Source organism: Sorangium sp. So ce1036 (assembly GCF_051369805.1).
Classification (GTDB): Bacteria; Myxococcota_A; Polyangia; order Polyangiales; family Polyangiaceae; genus Sorangium; species Sorangium cellulosum_F.
The window spans coordinates 1,050,106-1,064,698 of record NZ_JBBMOX010000001.1; the positions used below are offsets into that span (position 1 = coordinate 1,050,106).

The following is a 14,593-nucleotide window of genomic DNA, read 5'->3' on the forward strand; positions in this document are numbered from 1 at the left end:
AGCTCGCGCCGCGATGTCGTTCCTGCGCTGGATGCCGCTGCTCCTCGCGCTGCTCTCGATCAGCGTCACGGGCTGCCCTGGGAATTCGGGTCCGAGCGACCCCAAACCGACCGCGAGCCCGGAGGTGTCGGTCTCGCTCGCCGGCGTGGACACCTCCTCCTTGACGCCCCGCGAGCGTCGAGAGTGGGCCGCCCAGGTCTCCGAGATCCTCTCGCCCTGCCCGGACACGCCCGTGAGCGTCGCGCAGTGCGTGAAGGAGCAGCGGCCGTGCAAGGCGTGCCTCCCCGCCGCGCAGCTCCTGCTCAAGCTGGTGAAGGAGGGCCGCTCGAAGAAGGAGCGCGAGGAGGCGTTCCAGATGCGGTTCGACCCGAAGCGGGTGCGGACGCTCGTCACCGACGGCTCGCCCGAGATGGGGCCGGCGGACGCGCCGATCACGATCGTCGAGTGGGCCGACTTCGAGTGCCCGTTCTGCAGGCTCATGTCGCCGCCGCTCGAGGAGCTCGTGAAGCGCTTCGACGGGCAGGTGCGGCTGGTCTTCAAGTTCTACCCGCTGGCCGCGCACGTCCACGGGGAGCCCGCCGCGCGGGCGGCGATCGCCGCGCTCAACCAGGGCAAGTTCTGGGAGATGCACCATCTCCTGTTCGAGAACCAGGACAAGCTGGAGCAAGCCGACCTCGAGCGTTACGCGCAGCGGCTCAAGCTCGACATGGTGAAGTTCCGCGCGGATCTCGTCTCGCCCGACACGAAGGCGCGCATCGAGAAGGACAAGAAGCAGGCGGACGAGGTGGGGCTCGAGGGGACGCCGCTCATCTTCATCAACGGCCGTGAGGTCGATCTGCAGCTCCTCTCGAATCCGGTGGACGATCTCGAGGCGTGGGTGAAGCTCGAGCTGGAGCTCCTCGGCAAGACGCCGCGGCTCGCGCCGAAGCCGTCGAGCGCGCAGCCGGGGCCGACGGACGCGCCCGCTTCCGCCAGCGCGGTCCCCGCCGCGAGCAGCAGCGGCGCGCCGGCCGCAGGCGCGGCGCGCACGGCGCCTTCCGCTGCGCCCTCCGCCCCGGGGTCCGCCCCGCCGAGGAAGCCTTGAAGGTCGCCGACCCGTGCGGCTGCTTCCCGACGGGCCGGCACTATCCTGGGATCGCGCACCTCCTGAAGGTGCGCGCGGTCGGCGTCGCGTCGGAGATCGATGCGGGCAGCGCGTGGATCGACCAGCCCATCGCCTTCGTCGACGTCGAGACCACGGGGCGCGATCCTGCCGGGGATCGGATCATCGAGCTCGGCATCGTCATCGGCCGCTCGGGGGAGATCCTGACGCGCTACAACTGGCTCATCCACCCGGGGCGGCCGATCCCGCCGGAGAGCACCGCCATCCACGGAATCAAGGACGAGGATGTCGAGGGCAAACCGGCGTTCGCAGAGGTCGCGGAGGAGATCCTCGCCTGCTTCAAGGGGGCGATCCCCGCGGCGTACAACGCGGCGTTCGATCGCTCGTTCCTCCTCGCCGAGCTCGAGCGCGTGGGCGTGCGCCCGCCGGAGCCGCCGCCCGCCATGCGGCGGGAGGTCGACTGGATCGATCCGCTGACGTTCGCCCGCGAGCTCTACAAGAACGAGGAGAGCCGGGCGCTCGGCGACATGGCCGCGAGGCTCGGGATCTCGCTGGAGAAGGCGCACCGCGCGACGGACGACGCCGAGGCGGCGCTTCAGGTCCTGTACGCGCTGGCCAAGGATCCGCGGGTGCCCCGGGCCTACGGCGGCCTGATCCAGGAGCAACGGCGGCTCGTCCGTCTGCAGGATGAAGCGCGGCGGCTCTGGCGGAGGGCGCCTGCCGCCGCGGATCCGCGGACTCCGAAGCCGAGCTGAAGCGATGGCCGACGGGCCGAAGCGACGCCTCCCGCTCGCCGGCCACGGTGCGAAGGGCGCCGCGCCGGAGCCCGTGCCTCAACCTGGGACGGCGGCGCCTCAACCTGGGACGGCGGCGCCTCAACCTGGGACGGCGGCGCCTCAACCTGGGACGGCGGCGCCTCAACCTGGGACGGCGGCGCCTCAACCTGGGACGGCGGCGCCTCAACCTGGGACGGCGGCGCCGGCCAGGATGGCGCCATCGGAAAAACGCAGGCTTCCCGTACTGCAGAGCCACGGCGAAGACGAAGGCGAAGAGCGCCCGCCGTGGCACTGGATTGCACTCGGGACGGTGGCGGTGTTCCTTATCTGGCTGCCGCTCGCGGGGCTCGTGAACACGCTGCTGCGCCGGATGCTCGAGCGGATGGATGACGCCGGGGCACCGCCCTCGGTGCGGCTCGCGATGGTGGGCCTCAACGTGGTCGCCTTCGCGCTCGCCGGGGCTGCCGGGGGCTACCTCGTGGGGCGGTTCGGGGGGCGCGCCGGGCGACGTGAGGCGGCGGCGAGCGGGGCGGTCGTCGCGGCGATCTCCTGGGCGATCGCCCTCGCCGAGGGGGCTCCGGCGGGCGCGCTCGGGTGGGCGCTGCTGCTCGTCGTGATGGTCTCGATCGGCAGCGCGGCGTCGTACGCGGGCGGCGCCGCCGGCCTCCGCGGCCGCCCGGGCGGCGCGCCTCCCCCGAGGCGCTGAGCGCCGCGCCGACCGGTCGTCCTGCGCGGGCGGCGCGCCGATCAGACCTCGGCGAGCTGGCGAATCGACGCGCTCGCCGCGGGGAACGAGGCGTAGGCGACGCCCGTGCGCGGATCGCGCGCGTCCGGGGCGAGATCGAGCAGCGGCCTCAGCGCGAAGACGCGCTGGTGGAGCCGCGGGTGAGGGACCTCGAGGTCCGGTTCCGCCACGATCTCCCCCTCGATCCAGAGCACGTCGAGATCGATCGTCCGCGGCCCCCACCGCACCGCATCGGGGCGCGTCCGCCCGAGGGAGCGCTCCACCGCCAGGGTGTGCTCGAGGATCCCACGCGCGGGCAGCGACGTGAGGACGAGCACCGCGGCATTCACGTAATCGCCTTGCGGCGGGCCGCCCGCGGGCGGCGACTCGTAGCGCGGCGACGCGCGGAGCACCTCGAGGCCGGGATGGGCGCCGAGCCCCTCGATGGCCGCGCGGAGGGTCGCCAGCCGGTCGCCCAGGCTCGAGCCCAACCCGATGACGACGCGCCGAGGAGAATCCATGGGAGGAGCCTAGCACGCTGCCGCGGGCCGCTCGCCGCGCACCGCGCCGGCCGGCGGGCGTCGCGCGCCGCGGAGCGTCTTCACCGGCGTGACGCCGTGATGGCCGGCGTCCCCTCCGCGATCACTCCCGCGGATCGGTGGCGCGGCGTCCGCCGCCGATCCGCCGCCCTTCGGGGCGCGGCGGAAAGACGCGCCGATCCTCGGGGCTGCGGCGCGGGATGGGCGATCGGCGATCGACGGCCACCTCGCCCTGCGCCGGCGGCTCGCCCTGCCGGACGCCCACGAACAGCGCGCGCATCTCCTCGAACGTCTCCGGCATGGCGGCCGCCACGGTCGCCGCGTGCGTCCGGCACAGGCAGAGCGCGCGCCCCTGAATGACCACGCGTGCCATCCGCGCCCTCGCGCGATCGCCGGACGCCCCGCCCTCCCGATCACCCGACTCGCGATCCTCACACACGGCACATCGCTCGAATGACTCGCCCATGGGGGAGCCTTCGCAGAACCGGGGCCGTCGGGCCAACTTCCTGGAGAGTGAGCGCGCCGGGCGCGGCGGATCACGCGGAGAGGGCGCGCTCGGCGCGGCGCATCACGCGCTCGGGGCTCGACCGCGCGCCCGCTCTTCCGCCCAGGCGATCACCCTGGCCGCGGGATCCGCGCCGGTGAAGCGCCCGAGCTCCTGGATGCCCGTCGGGCTCGTGACGTTCACCTCGGTGAGGCGCTCGCCGATGACGTCGAGGCCCACGAAGTGGAGGCCGTCGGCGCGCAGGCGGGGCGCGACCGCGCGGACGAGATCGCGCTCGCGCGGCGTGAGCTCGGTCGAGACCACGCGCCCGCCGACGTGGATGTTCGAGCGGTGGTCGTCGTCGCGCGGCACCCGGAGGATCGCGCCGAGCGGCTCGCCGTCGAGCAGCAGGATGCGCTTGTCGCCCTCCACGACGGCGGGCAAGTACTCCTGGACCATCGCCAGGCGGCGCCCCTCGCCCGTCATCATGTCCGCGATGGCGCGCGCGTTCTTGTCGCGCTCGCTGATCTGCAGCACGCCGAGGCCCCCCGCGCCGTCCAGCGGCTTGATCACCGCCGCGCCGCCGAGGGCGCGCACGAAGGCGTGGATCTGCTCGCGGTCGGCGGTGACCAGCGTCCTCGGCGTCCACTCGGGGAAGTTCAGCGCGTAGAGCTTCTCGTTGGCGTCGCGCAGCCCTCGCGGGTCGTTCACGATGAGCGGGCAGCGCCGCGCGCGCTCGAGCATCAGCGTCGCGTAGAGGTAGCCGCGATCGAACGGCGGATCCTTGCGGATGAAGATCGCGTCGACGTCCGCGAGGCGGAGCCTGCGCGGCCCGCCGGCGAGGTCCAGCGAGATGTACGGGGGCGCGTCGCCGATGAGCACCGGGCACGCCGAGGCGTGCGCCTCGCCGCCGTCGATCGAGAGATCGCTCGGCAGGCAGTGGTAGCTCTCGTGCCCGCGCGCCTGCGTCGCTCGGATGAAGGCGAACGACGTGTCCTTGTCGTGCGTCACGCGGCTCAGCGGATCCATGACGAAGACGAAACGCATGCGGCTCTCGGAGGGGGCTAGGGTGGAGGGGGAGGGGAGACGGCGCCCGCCCGCGCGGGCGCGGGCGCGGGGGCTACTGCATCGCCGCGAGGACGAGCTGCGTGGTCACGTCGTCGCCGAGGTCCGAGGCGAGCGCGTAGCCGACGCCGCTGTGCTCGGCGGCCACGACCGAGTAGCCGTTGATCTTGCCCACGTAGACGGGGCGCTCGCGCACGACGCGCGGCTTGAGGAGCGGCTCCGCCTTCTGCACCGGGACCGCGCGCGAGTTGAAGAGGTAGACCGTCACGCGGTGGTTGCCCCTCACGACGTACTGGAGCAGCGCGGCGCGCCGCTCGCGCATCGAGTGCACGCGGGCGCCCATGAAGTTCACGGGCATCGACTGGAACTTCGGCCGACGGACCGGCACGCCGACGAACGGATCGAAGCGCGGGAGGTCCTCCGGGTTGGTCGTCTCCGGCGGCAGCGGCTGCGCGTGCTGCGTGACGAGATCGTCGAGCAGGCGCTCGACCATCTCCTCGGTGCTCGCGTGCTCGACGTCCGCCTTCGCGGTCTCCTGCGGCGACGCGGCGGGCTTCTGCCGGGTCAGGCTCACGGTGAAGACGACGCCCGCGGCGACCGCGAGCGCGACCGCGTACCCCTTGTGGATGAGGCGCGGCCTCGCATCCAGCGACTGCGCCGCCTCGCGCGCCGCGCCGCGCGCGCGCTCGTGCGCCACGGCCGCGGCCACGCGCGCCCGCAGCGCGTCCGGACATCGCGCCGGCTCCACCCGCCTCAGGCTCGCGCGCAGCGAGCGCAGGAGCTTCACCTGCTCGAAGCACGGAGGGCACTGGACGAGGTGGGACTCGAGATCGACCGCGTGGTCCGGGTCGAGCTCGCCGTCGACGTAGGCTGACAGCGCGTAGTCGAAGCGCGCGCAGCGCTCGATGGACTTGGCGGCGCTCATGCTACACCCCGCTTTCGCTTGCGGTATGCGTCCAGGTCGGCCGGCGCCTCCTTCGCCGCGTCACCGCTGACGATGCCCATCAGGACCGCGTGCTCACGGAGCGTCTTCTGGAGGAGCTTGCGGCCGCGGTGCAGCCGCGACATCACCGTGCCGATCGGGCACCCCATCGCCTCGGCGATCTCCTTGTAGGAGAGCTCCTCGATGTCCGACAAGACCACCGCCAGGCGGAACTCCTCGGGCAGCTCGTCGAGGGCGCGCTGCACCTCGGCCTCCACGAGCGGCGTCAGCGCCTGGGTCTCCGGATCGCGCATCGCGCGCATCGTCGTCGCCCCGACCCAGCCGTCGGTGAGCGGCTCGGCGTCGGGCCCCTCGAAGATGCCCCGCTCGAGGCCGCCGCGGCGGTACCGGTTGATGAACGTGTTCGTGAGGATCCGGAGCAACCACGCCTTGAGGTTGGTGCCGGGCTCGAACTGGTCCCGGGCGCGCATCGCCTTCACGATGGTGTCCTGGACCAGATCTTCCGCCTCGGGCGAGCTCTTCGTCATCCGGCAGCTCACGCCGTACAGCGTGTCCAGATGACCGAGGAGCTCGACCTCGAAGGCGTCGGCGCGGCCCCCCTCGCTGCTGACCAACGAGAGATCCTGCGCTACGGATGCAGGTTTCTTGCTGAAGAAGAACGGCATGGGCTCGGCGGGGGGAACAGGGGAGCGGTCACGGCTATTCCAGCCGATCCCCGCGGGGCTCCCCCTCGCCACCCTCGCCAGCGGGCTCGTCCGCAGCGGAGCCGCCGTTGGAAGGAGCCGCGACCGCACCGTGTCCACCGGACAGCTCCTGGAGCTTCGCCTCCAGCTCGTCAATCCGCTGCGATAGGCGCTTGACATCGGACTGGAGATCGCGGACCAGCCCGAGACCCGGGAGGATGGCGCGGATCCGCTCGTCCACGGCCTGCTGCCACTGATCGAGCGTCTGCTTCGAGCTCTCGACGATCCCGCTCAGGCGCCCCTTGGCGTGGCCCGACCTGTCCGCGTCCGGCGGCGGAGGGGGCTGCGACGGCGGTGTGGACGCCGCAGGCTCCGCCGCGGCGCCCTGCGCTGCCCCTGGGGCTACGGCCCCCCCCTCTCCGGGAGCAGACCCGGGGATGAGCCGACCGATGGGACCCTCGCGCAGCTGCGAGAGCAGCCGCTCGCCTCGCTCCTGGATCAGATCGCGCAGCGTGCCGAGGGGGACGGAGCGCGGCTGCGACTTGAGGTCCTCCGAGATGATCAGCGCCAGCGTGACCTCGGTCTTGTCCTCCTTGGTCGCGTTGTCGATGATCTGGACCTCTTCGCCGGCCCGCACCATCTCCCCTATCTGCTGGAGCGTGACGTAACGACTGTCCTTCGTGTCGTAGAGCTTCCGGTTGGAGTAGCGCTTAATAACGCGACGCGGAATCTCGCCGCCTCCCAGAGTCTCCTTCGCCGTTTCCATCTCCTCTACGCCTCGAGTCGATTGGACCACCCCTAGAAAGCTCGCGCAAGGAAAGATCACTCGATATCACTCGATAAAATGGGGCGCGTGCGGGAGCCGGCGATCGAGCTGCGTGACGTGGCGGCGAGCTATCCCACCGGGCGGCTGGCCCTGGAGGGGATCTGCCTGGAGGTGCGCGCGGGCGAGCTCTGCGCGGTCCTGGGGCCGAACGGCGCCGGAAAATCGACGCTGGTCCGGGTCCTCTGCGGGGCCCTGCCCCCGGCGCGCGGCGAGGCGACCCTGCTGGGGAGGCCGCTCGGCGGCATGGACCGGCGGGCGATCGCGCGGTGCGTGGCGGTGGTCCCGCAGGGGATCGCGTCGGCGCCCGGGTTCACGGTGCGCGAGGTCGTGATGATGGGTCGGGCGCCTCACCAGGGGGCGTGGATGCGCGCCACGGGCCGCGACGAGGAGGCCGTCGCCCGCGCCCTCGTCGCCTGCGATCTCCTCGAGCTCGCGGGGCGGCCCGTGGTCGAGCTGTCCGGCGGCGAGCAGAAGCGGGTCGCCATCGCCCGCGCGCTCGCGCAGGAGGCGCAGGTGCTGATCCTCGACGAGCCCTGCGCCCACCTCGACATCCGCCACGCGATCGAGGTGCACGAGGTCGTGCGCCGGGAGGTGGCCGAGCGGCGCCTCGCCTGCGTGGCGGTGCTGCACGATCTCAACGCCGCCGCCCAGTACGCCGACCGCGTGGCGCTGCTCAAGGCCGGGCGCCTGGTCGCGCAGGGGACGATCGAGGAGGTGATGACCTACCGCCGGCTCAAGGACGTGTTCGAGGCGGAGCTCTACGTGGGCGTCAACGAGCTCGACGGCAGCCGGTACTTCCTCCCCGTCCGCGGCGCGCGGGGGTAGGCCGCCGTGGGCGCAGAACGCGAGGTTGTCGACGCCCCCCGTCCGCGGCGCGCGGGAGTAGGCCGCAGGGGGGCCTGTCGGGGCTCACCGGAGGGGCCGGCGTGCAGGCGAGCCACAGGTGGGGCTCGCCGGAACGCAAGCCCCGGAGGTGAGCCCCGACAGGCCCCCCTGCGGCCCCCCCCCCCGCGCGATCCTCCGCATTCTCGACCCCCTGAGCGGCGCGATCTATAAGCGGCGCCATGCGCCGATCTCCACCCTGGAGAGCTCTCCCCCGAGGCTTCGTGGTGTGTCTCCTGGTCCTCGGGGCGCTCCTTGGCCCGGCCGGGTGCGCCCGGAGCAGGACGGCGCCCGAGCTCCTGAACGTCATCGACGTGGTGCCGCGCGAGGTCGACGTCGGCGACCGCATCGAGATCCTCGGGACCAACCTGCCCACCGCCGCGGCCAGGGAGGCGGTCGTCTCGTTCCGCGGGACGCTCAGGCGCCCCGGCCAGGCGCCGCTCACCGATCAGAGCATCGAGATCGAGGGCGCGCAGATCAGCCCCAGCAAGATCTCGATGGTCTTCTCCGAGGGGCTGCAGGCGCGCTTCGCCGGCCGCGGCGATGACGCGGTGCACACCACCTTCCACGGCGACGTCATCGTCGAGATCCCGGCGACCGCGCAGGGCGCGCTGCCCGTGACCGGCACCGTGCGGGGCGTGACGCTCGACTTCATCCCGCCGACCCCTCGCCGCGCCGTCATCGAGGCGCGCGAGAAGGAGGGGGCGCGCGCGCTCGAGTTCTTCGGCCTCGAGGTCGCGGCCGAGTCGCCGCCCTCCGGCGGGCTCGTCGTGACGGCGGTGCGCCCCGGGAGCCCCGCGAGCCGGGCGGAGATCGCCCCGGGCGACGTCATCACGCGCTTCGAGGGCGTGAAGGTCCTCTCGAAGGGCGACGTGATCCCGAGCGGCCACGAGCGGCGGTCGCCCGTCGGCGTCCGGCGCGGCGACGGCGCCCCGGAGGAGCGCCTCCTCTCGACCGAGGGGTTCCCCGCGAGCGCCCCGACCGACCTGCTCGGCGCCGGGATCCTCCTCGGCGTCGCGGCGGCGATCATCCTGCTGTTCATGGCGCCGACCGCGGGGATCATCACCTGGGTCGAGCGCCGCGTCTCGGCGCGCATGCAGTCGCGCATCGGCCCGAACCGCGCCGGGCCGCAGGGCTTCCTCGTGTGGATCGCCGACGGCATCAAGTCGATCCTCAAGGAGGACGTCATCCCGGCCGAGAGCGACAGGACCCTCTTCCGGCTCGCGCCCTACCTCGTCTTCGTCGGCGTCTCGGCCACCTTCGTGGTGATGCCGTTCGGCCAGTACCTCATCGCGGCCGATCTCGACATCGGCATCCTCTACGTCATCGCCGTGACCTCGCTCGTCACGATCGGCCTCATGACGGGCGGCTGGGCCTCGAACAACAAGTGGTCGCTCCTCGGCGGGATCCGCTCGGCGGCGCAGATCATCAGCTACGAGATCCCCGGCGCGGTCGCGATCGTGTGCATCGTGATGATGACCGGATCGCTGCGGCTCCAGGACATCATCGGCGCGCAGGGGGGCACCGGGGCCTCGTTCATCGACGTGGGCGGGTGGCCCTGGTACTGGTTCGTCTTCAGGAACCCGATCACCTTCGCGCTCTTCTTCCTGTACTTCACGACGGCGCTCGCGGAGGGCAACCGCGCGCCGTTCGACCTGCCCGAGGCGGAGAGCGAGCTCGTCGCCGGCTACTCGACCGAGTACTCGGGGATGCGGTACCTCTTCTTCTTCTTCGCCGAGTGGGCGAACGTCTTCGTGATGTGCGGCATCGCGAGCGCCCTCTTCCTCGGCGGCTGGCAGATCCCCGGCGTCTCGCCGGCCCAGCAGGAGGCGAGCTTCGGGCTCCAGCTGCTCGGCGTGTCCCTCTTCCTGCTGAAGAGCTGGCTCCTCGTCTTCGTGGTCATCTGGATCCGCTGGACGCTGCCGCGCGTCCGGATCGATCAGATGATGAACCTCTGCTGGAAATGGTTCGTGCCGCTCTCGTTCGCGGCCTTCCTCCTCACGGCGCTCTGGATGGTCCTCGGCGTCAGCAAGACGGTCCAGCTCATCATCAGCGTGGTCACCTTCGCCGTCTGGGCGTACCTGATGATCCACTTCATCCGCCGGGTGCAATACAACCTCCGCCAGGCGAAGGTCGCGCTCCACCTGAACCCGTTCCTCTGAGGTGCCGGTCAGGGCTCGCCCGGTCGCCCCGCCGGGGCGATCCCGGCGGACCCTCGCGCCCGGCGCGTCGATCCCGCGCGCGGCGCGCCGTGTGGCCGGGGCATCACGCCTCGCCGGCCCGATGCCTCGAGCGCGAGCCCCGGCGCCCCCACTCGGCCTTGCGCTGAGGTATGCTGGCGTCGTGGCGGTCCCGTCGAGCCCGGCCTCCGATTTCTGCGCCGCATGCGGCTTCCCGCTGCGCGGGCCGCGGTGCGAGGCGTGCGGGGTCGACCGGGGCTCGGCGCTGTCCCGCAAGCCGCCCTCCGCCGACGCCGACTGGGACGCGAGCGCGATCGAGGCGTTCCGCGCCCTGGATCCGGTGCGGTTCGTCGCGCACTGCGCCTCGGCGGAGGCCGGGACGAGCCTCCAGGCCACCACGCTGCTGGACGGGGTGGGGTGGATCGTCCCGCTCGGGGCGGTGACGCTCTTCGTCGCGCTCGACGCGGCCAGCGAGCGGGTGTCGATCGACGTGCCGGTCGCGCGCGTCGCGGAGCGGCACCGGGTGCCGCTCCTCCGCACGGCGCTGGAGCTCTCCGGCGGCGCCGAGCCGTTCCGGCTATGCCTCCGGGACGACCTGCTGCTGCTCCGGCGCGTGGGCCGCGTGGCCGCGTTCGCGCCGGAGGCGCTGCGCCGCGCGCTCCGCGAGGGCGGCGAGGCGGCGGCGCGGCTCGGGGCGACGATGGCGGCGTGGTTCGACGCGCGGCCGCCGTTCTCCGAGGAGCAGCGGGCGAGCCTCACGTGGGCCTCGGCCGGCCGCGCGCGGCCGCTGAAGAGCTTCACCTTCCCGCCGAGCCCCGGTCGCGCGCAGGGCGCGCCGTCGGTGCGGGCCCCGGCGCCGCCTTCGCCGGTGTCGGCGGTGCGGACGCCCGTCGAGCCGCTCGCGGGCGATCTCGCGGCGTGGGCCGCGCCGCCCTTGCCGCGCCTGCCGGAGTCGGTCGCGCGCCCGATCCGCGACGACGACGCGATCCCCGACATCCTGTCCCCCTCGCTGGCGTCCGTCCCGGCGCATGGGTCGGCGGGGGGCGGCGCTGGATCGAGCGTCGGCGCGCCGGCGCGGAACGGCGGCGCGCCCCCCAAGGCCGGCATCCTCCCGCCGGCGCACGAGGGCGGCGCCGCGCCGAAGGCGCCGGGCGGCATGGTGGGCCCAGGGCACGAGGGCGGCGCCGCGCGGGCCGCGCCCCAGGCCTCGGCGGCGGGGGAGCATGCGCCGGCCGTGGACACGCCGTCGCAGATCAGCGATCGCCGCAGCGCGCGCACCGTCCCCTTTCGCCGCTCGACGTCCAGCATCATGGCCGCCCCGACGCCGCCTTCGCCGCCGACCCCGCTGTCGGTGCGTCCGCCCGCGCTGCCGGAGGTGGAGATCGATCCCCCGTCGCGCCAGAGCCTCCCGTCCCGTCCCGAGTCGACGAACACGGCGGCCGATCGGTTCTGCCAGCTCCTGCGGGACGCGCAGCTGCTCGGCACGGCGCTGAGCTTCCAGGAGCGGCCGGGCGTCATGGTGCTCCTCGTCCGGTGCACCGTGTTCCGGGCGATCCTCGACTACGGCGACGCGATGCCGGACGCGGTGGCGCACCTCTACCGCTGCACGGCGGCCGCGAGCCGCGAGCTCGCCCAGCCGGAGGGCGGCGCGCGCCGCGGGAGCGCCGCGAGCGTCGCGGAGCCGGCCTTCCTCGCGATGGAGCGCCTCGTCGCGGCGCGCGGTCAGGTGCCCGAGGAGAAGCCGCTCCACGTCGACCCGCTCACCACGGCGGCGCTCGCGCGCGAGCACCTCGGCCGCTACCTGCGCGAGATCGAGCGCGCGCCCGCGGATCCGATGCTCCGCCACTTCCTCGCGATCGGCGCCCTCTCGGAGCTGCTCGTGCGCACGAAGCTGCCCGCCAAGACGGAGCAGCGGCTGCGCGACATCGTCTCCTACGCGCAGCGCGACGGCGCGAAGCCGGGCACGATCGATCTGCTGATGACGGCGCTCACGAGGATCGTCGCCCAATGACGGCGCAGCTCGCCGCGCACGGGGACGGCGATCTCGCCCTGCTCCACGAGCGGGTCGCGCGCGCCCGCCGCGCGATCGTGGCGATCCGCGCCGGCGCGCTCGCGACGACGGGCTGGGTGGCGCTCGGCAACGGCGTCGTGGTGACGAGCCGGCGCGGGCTCGGCTACCCGGCGGAGGTCGCGCTGGCGCTCGAGGACGGGCGGCGCCTCGCGGGGCGCGTGATCGCGGCCGACGTGGGCCGCGACGTGGCGCTCGTCGCGCCGGGCGAGCCGCCCGGCGTGGCGGCGCTCTCGCTGCGCGCGCCGGGCGAGCCGCGGCTCGGCGAGCGCGCCGCGGTGCTGAGCTGCCTGCCTGGGCAGGGCCTGCGCCTGGCCGTCGCCCGGATCTGCCAGGTGCCGCGCAAGGTCGACGGGCTGCTCCCCTCGTTCGAGCTCGACGTGGCGGCGCCCCCCGGCGCGGCGGTGCTCGACACCGACGGGCGCGTGCTCGGGGTGGTGGCGGCGCCCGCGGGCGCGCCGGGCGAGCTCCCTGGCCACAGCGTCGTGCTGCCGGTGGGCTCGTTCCAGCCGCTCCTCGGCTCGGCGGACCGGCCGCTGCTCGACCTCCGGGACCGGGCGCCGGTCTACCGCTGCCCGGCGTGCGAAGAGCCGTTCGACATCGAGAGCGATCGCTGCCTCGGGTGCGGGCGGCTCTTGCCTCACGCGTTCCCGCCGTGCCCCGCCCGCGCCGCCGTCGAGCGGATGATCCGGCAGGCCCTGTCGGCGCTCGGGATCGTCGCCAACCGGGCGCGCGTCGGTCCGCGGACCTGGCGCATCGCGCAGCGGCCGTACCCGACGGCGGAGACCGCGACGCAGGTGGACATCGAGATCGACGAGGCGGGTCGCCTGCTGAGCCTGCGCGCGCCGGTCGTGGGCGTGCCGGCGGCGCACCACGAGCCGTTCTATCGGTTCCTGCTCACGATGAACGACCAGAGCACGGGGGAGTTTCGCCTGTCGATCGCGGACGACGAGGTGTCGGTGTCGTGCGTGGCGTCGCTGGAGGGCTCCTCGGATCACGACGCGGCGTTGCTGATCGACGGGCTCGTCCAGATGGCCGACGAGTACCGGCGGACGCTCGCCGACACCTTCGAGGCGGCGCCGCGCTTCGAGTCCGCGTCGCGCTGAGCAGGGCGGCGGGCTGTCCACCGCGACCTGACGGCGCTCCGTCTCGGCGGGATGGCTCCTCCACCCACGAGACGCCTTTGCCCCGTCTCGGCGCAGCGGGCTGTCCACCGAAACCCGCCGATTCCCCATCTCCACGGGGTGCCGCCTCCTTGCGGGAGAGGCCTTCTCCCGGTCTCTACGGGGTGCCGCCTCCCTGCGGGAGACGCCCTCCGCCCGTCTCCCGCGTGGACCCTCCTCCACCACGACACGGATGCCACCCGTCTCACCGGTGGAGACGCGGTGGCATCCGGACGGGCTCAGGGCATGTCGCTCGCTCCGGACGGCAGCGCCGGCGCGGGCTCATCCTTCTTCGGGCGGGCCCGGCGGCGATCCCTGGCCACGTCGTCGACCAGCTCGACATACGGCGCCAGGAGGAACGCGACCAGCGCCTCGCTGCCGGCGATCTCGGGGTCGGCGTGGCCTTCGATCCTCTGCAGGAGCGCCCGCAGCGCCTCGCGGGCGGTCACCCACTGAGGCCGGCCGTCGCTCGGCCCCCCCGCGGGCTGCACCACCGCCGTGAACCCGAACGCCTTGCCAAAGCGCGCGTGGGCCGCGGCGAGCTGCTTCATGTGCCGCGCCCCGCCGAAGCCGGCAATCACGGCCTGAGCCCGTTCGCCCTGAAGCACGCTCATGCGCTGCACCATCGCCGTCCACTGGGCGCGGGGCCGGCGTGTGATGAAGCGCAGCCCCTCGGGCGCCGGGAAGAGCTGCGCATAGAGCCAGCGCGCCTCGGACGGTGAAGGGCTCTCCCCGTCGTCGGACAGGCCCGCCGCGCCCGCGTTCCATTGCTCGAAGGCGCGCCACCGATCGTCGGCGTCGGCGTTCGCGGCGCTCTGCTCGCTCGCGTCCGAGGCCGTGTGCGCCTCGTTGGCCAGCGCGTCCGCGCGCCTGGCGCGGAACGCCTGGAGCTCCTGCGCGGCAGCGTCGAAGCGCCGCCATGACAGCTCGATGTGCGGCGGCAGCGCGTCGAGCGGCTCGAGGCCCTCGGGCAAGGCCACCTCGCTGTCGGCGCGCTCCCGGCCCTTCATCGGCCGGAGCACCGCCGCGATGCGCGCGGCGAGCTGGTCGCGCAGCGCGAGCACATCAGCCGTTTCGAGCTGCGGGGGCAATGTCAGTGTGGATAAGACCGGTACATCAGCCAAGGAGACCTCCCTCTATCGAGTGACACTCCAGCGT

General features: G+C 73.5%; 14 protein-coding genes. 7 read left to right on the forward strand and 7 right to left on the reverse strand.

Annotated features, from left to right (window positions below; genetic code table 11):
- Positions 1–13: 13 nt before the first annotated feature.
- The 3 genes from WMF31_RS03820 (at position 14) to WMF31_RS03830 (ending at position 2,584) form a co-directional block, all read left to right on the forward strand.
- Complete coding sequence (locus WMF31_RS03820; RefSeq protein WP_436600627.1) at positions 14–1,084, forward strand: DsbA family protein; 1,071 nt, start codon at positions 14–16, stop codon at positions 1,082–1,084.
- Positions 1,081–1,857, forward strand: coding sequence for a 3'-5' exonuclease (locus WMF31_RS03825; protein ID WP_436600628.1), 777 nt, complete (start codon positions 1,081–1,083; stop codon positions 1,855–1,857). The genes WMF31_RS03820 and WMF31_RS03825 overlap by 4 nt, the downstream gene beginning before the upstream one ends.
- A 331-nt stretch (positions 1,858–2,188) precedes the next feature.
- Entirely contained in the window at positions 2,189–2,584 is a 396-nt protein-coding gene (locus tag WMF31_RS03830) for a hypothetical protein (RefSeq protein WP_436600629.1), read from the forward strand.
- Between the two features lie 41 nt (positions 2,585–2,625).
- Here WMF31_RS03830 and folK read toward each other — a convergent pair whose 3' ends face one another.
- The 6 genes from folK to WMF31_RS03860 all read right to left on the reverse strand — a co-directional run bounded on the left by folK (position 2,626) and on the right by WMF31_RS03860 (position 7,082).
- Positions 2,626–3,123: a 2-amino-4-hydroxy-6-hydroxymethyldihydropteridine diphosphokinase gene (folK, locus tag WMF31_RS03835; protein ID WP_436600630.1), complete on the reverse strand. Its 498-nt coding sequence runs from the start codon at positions 3,121–3,123 to the stop codon at positions 2,626–2,628.
- Between the two features lie 121 nt (positions 3,124–3,244).
- Positions 3,245–3,514, reverse strand: coding sequence for a hypothetical protein (locus tag WMF31_RS03840; protein WP_436600631.1), 270 nt, complete (start codon positions 3,512–3,514; stop codon positions 3,245–3,247).
- A gap of 195 nt (positions 3,515–3,709) precedes the next feature.
- Positions 3,710–4,672: a glutathione synthase gene (gene gshB, locus WMF31_RS03845; protein ID WP_436600632.1), complete on the reverse strand. Its 963-nt coding sequence runs from the start codon at positions 4,670–4,672 to the stop codon at positions 3,710–3,712.
- A 73-nt stretch (positions 4,673–4,745) separates the two neighbouring features.
- On the reverse strand, positions 4,746–5,615 hold the full coding sequence (locus tag WMF31_RS03850; protein WP_436600633.1) for an anti-sigma factor family protein: 870 nt from the start codon (positions 5,613–5,615) through the stop codon (positions 4,746–4,748).
- The gene (locus WMF31_RS03855; RefSeq protein WP_129353592.1) at positions 5,612–6,247 is read right to left on the reverse strand and encodes a sigma-70 family RNA polymerase sigma factor; all 636 of its coding nucleotides are present in this window, start codon (positions 6,245–6,247) and stop codon (positions 5,612–5,614) included. Before WMF31_RS03855 ends, WMF31_RS03850 begins: the two co-directional genes overlap by 4 nt.
- A gap of 85 nt (positions 6,248–6,332) precedes the next feature.
- Positions 6,333–7,082, reverse strand: coding sequence for a polyhydroxyalkanoate synthesis regulator DNA-binding domain-containing protein (locus tag WMF31_RS03860; RefSeq protein WP_436600634.1), 750 nt, complete (start codon positions 7,080–7,082; stop codon positions 6,333–6,335).
- Between the two features lie 78 nt (positions 7,083–7,160).
- On the opposite strand from WMF31_RS03860, the gene WMF31_RS03865 reads away from it, so the two are divergent.
- The 4 genes from WMF31_RS03865 (at position 7,161) to WMF31_RS03880 (ending at position 13,378) form a co-directional block, all read left to right on the forward strand.
- Entirely contained in the window at positions 7,161–7,967 is an 807-nt protein-coding gene (locus WMF31_RS03865) for an ABC transporter ATP-binding protein (protein WP_436600635.1), read from the forward strand.
- 239 nt (positions 7,968–8,206) lie between these two features.
- Positions 8,207–10,186 carry an NADH-quinone oxidoreductase subunit NuoH gene (gene nuoH, locus WMF31_RS03870; RefSeq protein ID WP_436600636.1) on the forward strand — a complete coding sequence of 660 codons (1,980 nt, stop codon included), beginning with the start codon at positions 8,207–8,209 and terminating at the stop codon, positions 10,184–10,186.
- A 181-nt stretch (positions 10,187–10,367) separates the two neighbouring features.
- Positions 10,368–12,215: a hypothetical protein gene (locus WMF31_RS03875; RefSeq protein WP_436600637.1), complete on the forward strand. Its 1,848-nt coding sequence runs from the start codon at positions 10,368–10,370 to the stop codon at positions 12,213–12,215.
- Positions 12,212–13,378 (forward strand): trypsin-like peptidase domain-containing protein, encoded by a 1,167-nt coding sequence (locus tag WMF31_RS03880; protein ID WP_436600638.1) that lies wholly within the window; start codon positions 12,212–12,214, stop codon positions 13,376–13,378. Before WMF31_RS03875 ends, WMF31_RS03880 begins: the two co-directional genes overlap by 4 nt.
- Positions 13,379–13,674: 296 nt before the next feature.
- On the opposite strand, the gene WMF31_RS03885 is transcribed toward WMF31_RS03880, so the two are convergent.
- The gene (locus WMF31_RS03885) at positions 13,675–14,559 is read right to left on the reverse strand and encodes a hypothetical protein (RefSeq protein WP_436600639.1); all 885 of its coding nucleotides are present in this window, start codon (positions 14,557–14,559) and stop codon (positions 13,675–13,677) included.
- Positions 14,560–14,593 lie beyond the last annotated feature (34 nt).